General features: G+C 36.0%; 3 protein-coding genes and 1 pseudogene. 1 reads left to right on the top strand and 3 read right to left on the bottom strand.

Annotated features, from left to right (window positions below):
• Positions 1–349: 349 nt before the first annotated feature.
• Positions 350–1,390 (top strand): IS110 family RNA-guided transposase, encoded by a 1,041-nt coding sequence (locus E0F91_RS17450; protein ID WP_132067627.1) that lies wholly within the window; start codon positions 350–352, stop codon positions 1,388–1,390.
• A 129-nt stretch (positions 1,391–1,519) separates the two neighbouring features.
• On the opposite strand, the gene E0F91_RS17445 is transcribed toward E0F91_RS17450, so the two are convergent.
• The 3 genes and pseudogenes from E0F91_RS17445 to E0F91_RS17435 all read right to left on the bottom strand — a co-directional run.
• Positions 1,520–2,314 carry a cation efflux transmembrane domain-containing protein gene (locus E0F91_RS17445; protein WP_132067626.1) on the bottom strand — a complete coding sequence of 265 codons (795 nt, stop codon included), beginning with the start codon at positions 2,312–2,314 and terminating at the stop codon, positions 1,520–1,522.
• A 5-nt stretch (positions 2,315–2,319) separates the two neighbouring features.
• Positions 2,320–4,491, bottom strand: a complete 2,172-nt coding sequence (locus tag E0F91_RS17440; RefSeq protein ID WP_086452611.1) for a TonB-dependent receptor — start codon at positions 4,489–4,491, stop codon at positions 2,320–2,322.
• An 87-nt stretch (positions 4,492–4,578) separates the two neighbouring features.
• Positions 4,579–4,783, bottom strand: a pseudogene (locus E0F91_RS17435) (hypothetical protein); the annotation flags it as partial.

Here is a 4,783-nt window from a genome sequence, read left to right as displayed (position 1 = left end):
GCGACGTTCTTTTGCTTCTCCTATGTTTGTATAATATAATCTAAGTGAGGAAAAGTGAGATAGATTTTGCTTTAAAGAGCTTAATAGTATTTTCAAGCGAAGAAACTGCCTCTTCTTCTTTTACCTCCTATGTTTGTATAATATAATCTAAGTGAGGAAGAGTGAGAGCAGATTTTGCTTTAAATAGCTTAATAGTATATTCAAGAAAAGAAACTGCCTCCTCTTCTTTTACCTTTTAGAATCTGAACAGAATGTAAGGAATTCACCCACAAACATTGGGTTGTATAGCCAGTATATCCATTCAGGAGAAAAGATGTAGAAAGGTTATCACTTACCTAAACCAGATAAGATGAAGGTATTATTAAAACAGACAGTAGGAATTGATGTCGCACAAAATGAATTAGTTGTATCGCTTGGTCGAATGGATCAACAGATAAGCATAGAAGTTTATGCCTATAAAGTATTTCCCAACACACAAAAAGGATTTTCCAGTCTTGTATCATGGGTAAATAAGCAAACATTAACTAATGTAGAGGTACGGTATGTGATGGAAGCTACCGGAGTTTACCATGAATCCTTAGCTTATTACCTTTGCACTAATCAAAAACAAGTTAGTATCGTTTTACCAAACAAAATCAGTAATTATGTAAGGACACTTGACATAAAAACTATTACCGACAAGAGTGCTTCACAAGCCATTGCAAGATTTGGCTTGGAAAGGCAATTAGAAGTATGGCAACCTCCATTAAAAATATTCAATGATTTGAGACAGCTTTGTCGAGAACGAGAACAACTGGTACAGGAACGGACTATGTTAAAAAATCAGCTACATGCTGAGCGTACTTCTGCAACATCTAGCGAAAAATCAATAAAACGTACCAAGAAAAGAATTGCCATGATTGATAAGCAGGAAAAGGAAATAATGGAGGAAATTGCTGCACTTATCAAAGGAGATGAAGCTATAGCTAAAAAGATGAAAGTAATAACTTCTATACCAGGAATAGGAAATCTGACTGCTGTCACCATTATCGCTGAAACCAACGGATTTGAATTAATAAAAAATAAAAGACAGTTGGTAAGCTATGCTGGATTGGATGTAAGGGAAAAAACATCTGGAACTTCTGTGAAATCTAAACCCCGAATATCCAAGCGGGGTAATCGGAATTTAAGGAAAGTAATGCACTTCCCCGCATTGGCTGCAATCAGAACCGATGAAAACTTCAAATGTATTTTCTTAAGATTGGCTTCAAGGCATGGCATTAAAATGAWAGCAATTGTTGCCATTCAAAGAAAGCTTCTGGAGCTAACGTATATCCTATGGAAATCAAATACGTCTTATTGCCCAAATTATCACAATCAGAGTACTACAACAGAAACAATAACCATGTAATAAAATGAAAAAAGGGTAGCTGTTTTATATGCTACCCAATAATAAATATGCAAAACAAGATGAATTCTCAGTAAGAAATTCATCCGCAGTGTTATGCTTTCTCACGAACAATTCTGTTAACCTTCATTATTATTTTGCAAGTTTTAGAATGCGATACGCACCTTTTGCCACAATTAGGAATACAAGCGCTCCAATAATAAGATCGGGATAACTTGAATTGAGCCAATTAACTAAAAGACCAGCAACAATAACTCCCGAATTGATAATGACATCATTTGATGTGAATATCATCGAAGCCTGCATATGCGCTTCTTTACTTTTGTTCTTTTGTAAGAGATAAAGGCAAAATACGTTTGCAATCAATGCTAAAACTGAAACGACAATCATTGTTTTGAAATCGGGCATAGCTTCAATTCCCATAAAACGTCTGATCACTTCAACGAAACCTACAATAGCAAGTAAGACTTGGAAGTATCCTGCAAATCTGGCGATGTTGTTTTTTAGGGCGATTGTTCCACCAACAGCGATTAATGCCAATGCGTAAACGACACTGTCTGCAAGCATATCCAAGCTATCGGCTATCAATCCCATTGAACCTGAAAAAATACCGAACAACATTTCCAGTCCAAAAAACAGGAARTTGATAATCAACACGATCCAAAGTAATTTCCGTTGCTTGTTGCTTGTATCTGTTTCAACAACAAAATTGCTTTTTTCAGTTGAAACCAATRTCGTATTTAGGTTCAGTGTTCCCAAAGCCAAAAAAATTGGCTCTGGGTTTCCATTGTGATAAACGTCCAATTTTCTATTGGCTATATCAAATTCCAATCCTTTTACCGTATCAAAGTCTTGCAGTTTCATACGGATTAATTGCTCCTCGCTTGGGCAATCCATTTTAGTTATATTGAATATGGTTTTTTCCATTTGTTTTAAAGCTTGAATTTTATTCCTCCGTTAATCACAAATCCGTCCAAAGGTGCATAAATGTCTTTAAAAACCGGATTGGTTATTGTTCCTGTATAAATGCTACCAAAGCGTGTTTGTCGGGTGTCAAGGAAGTTTTCAAAGTTGATGTACAGAGAAAATCTTTCCCAAATCTTTTCAGCCATAAACCCGGTAATAAAGTAACCTTTGCCCGTAGTTCCATTATTCAGTTTTTGAGGACTGAAATAATAGGCTTCCAGACCAACTTTCCATTTGTCTTCTATTTCATACATCAGGATGGAATTAATGCGGTGCTTTGGCGTTAACGGGCTTTCTACAGTCATTCCATTTTGGTTTAATCGAGCATCTGTATAAGTGTATCCCAAAAATAATTTCAGGTCATCGTAACCAATTTTAATATTGGTTTCTGTTCCTTTAGTATGAATATAACCTGGAGAATTAACGAACTGATACAGATTTGCAGAGGGGTTTTCAAGTAACAAGGGATTATCCAGATAGGTGTAAAAGAACAATTGGTTTATGCTAAATGACCAATCTTCCCCAATGTAGGTGCGGTAATTGATGTCTGCATTTGCTCCATAACTTTTTTCCAATTTATTGATTTTGTTGTCAATAGGCATTACATTTTGATATTGTAGGCGTTCGCTTTCTTCTGTAAAAATGGTTGGTGTTTTATACCCAAATCCACCTCCAATACGTGAAGTCAATCCGTTTGCAATCTTAAACAATGCAGATACTCTTGGCAAAAATACAGCTCCGTAATCTATCACGTAATCCGTTCTTAAACCCGCTTCTAATTGAAGCCAATCAGTAGCCTTAAAAGAATTTTGAACGAAAGCTCCGAATGTGTTTTGGCTGTAATCCCTCAACGGAAATGCAGTAATCTGCTTTTCTTTAAAATTGTCTGTCCAAATATTGACCCCTGCTACCCATTCCGATTTTTCTGTACTGTTGGTATAATTTGCTTCTGTAAAAGTTGCGGTTTGTGTTCCCTCAAACTGATAGTTGGGAATTGTTGTATTTCGGTTAAAATAACTCACGCTATTTTTAATTTGAAAAGAACTTTTTTCATCAATTAAGTGGTCGAAAACAAATTGTGTGGAATAGCGTTGTGTTTTATTTTTCTCGAAATATTGATGTGTGTTATCTCCTTTACCTTTGATGTAAAGCATATCACCTCCCAAACGGTTTTCGATAGTTGTATTGACACCGAAATTCATTTTTGTTTTATCATTGAAATAAACAAACAATTTAGGGTTCAGTACAAAACGTTCAAATTTTGGAATGGCAGAAAAACCAATTTTTGCWGGGTCGTAAGCTCCGTTTCTATTATGCGAAGCAAATATGGTTGTTCCGATTTTCTTAAACTTCTGTCCGTAAAAACCGTTGATGTCTAAACCTCCACCTGATGTTCCGTTTAAATGAAAACGCAAATCCCTTTCTTCCGTTGGTGTCTTGGAAATCAGGTTTACCAAACCTGCTATTGCTCCACCACCATACAGCGTAGATGTAGAACCTTTGATAACTTCAACCTGCTTTAAGTCAAGCGGTGGAATTTGCAACAAACCTAATCCGCTTGAAGCACCCGAAAAAATAGGAAAGCCGTCTTTCAAGATTTGCGTATATCTTCCGTCAAGTCCTTGAATACGGATACTTGCATTGGCACTTGTGGGCGAAGTGGTTTGTACGTGAATACCTGTACTTTCCGCCAAGAGCATACGAATATCCCCAGGTTTCATATTGCCTTTTTCGCCCAATTCTTCACTTCCGATAAATTCAATGCGGGTAGGAATATTTTGTATGCTCCTTGTACTTCTTGTAGAAGATATAACCACTTCCTCTAACTCCTCTGAACTTTCTTTGAGTAAGATTTCAATAACGCTGGTGTCCTTTAATGGAAATTCCAATGTATCAATACGTTCATTAAAGCCTACGTAACTAAAATGTATTTCCTGTACACCGTCAGGAACATTTACTATTATGATTTGACCATTTTCGTTGGATGTCGCTGCAAGCGAGGTTCCTTTTATAGATGCCGTCACACCAATCAAAGGATCTTTGTTTTCACTGTTTCTAATAACAGCATTTAAATTGTTTTGTGCAAATACACAGAGATTTAGTGTCATAAAAAATGACATAAAGAGTATTTTTTTCATTATATGAAAAATTATTAATGTTTGAAAAATAAGAATTGACGGTTTGTAGCACCGCAATTTGTTATTGTGCCGAAGACACTAAAAACATTAATTAATCTTAGGCGGTTGCCAAATGGAAGAGAAGAAGTCTGAAACAGCTGACGCAGTTATTACACCTAATTTCTTTTTAGGTTGTTGGACATAATTGGATGTTAAAGCATAAAAAGAAGTAATTACAAATCCAGTACAGGTATTGCATTTAGAAAAAGGCGAGCAACATTCCATACCGCAACCGTCGCTATCTTCTTCCTGA

Origin of the sequence: Flavobacterium sandaracinum (assembly GCF_004349135.1) — a bacterium.
GTDB lineage: Bacteria > Bacteroidota > Bacteroidia > Flavobacteriales > Flavobacteriaceae > Flavobacterium > Flavobacterium sandaracinum.
This window is presented reverse-complemented; position numbering and strand designations above follow the sequence as displayed.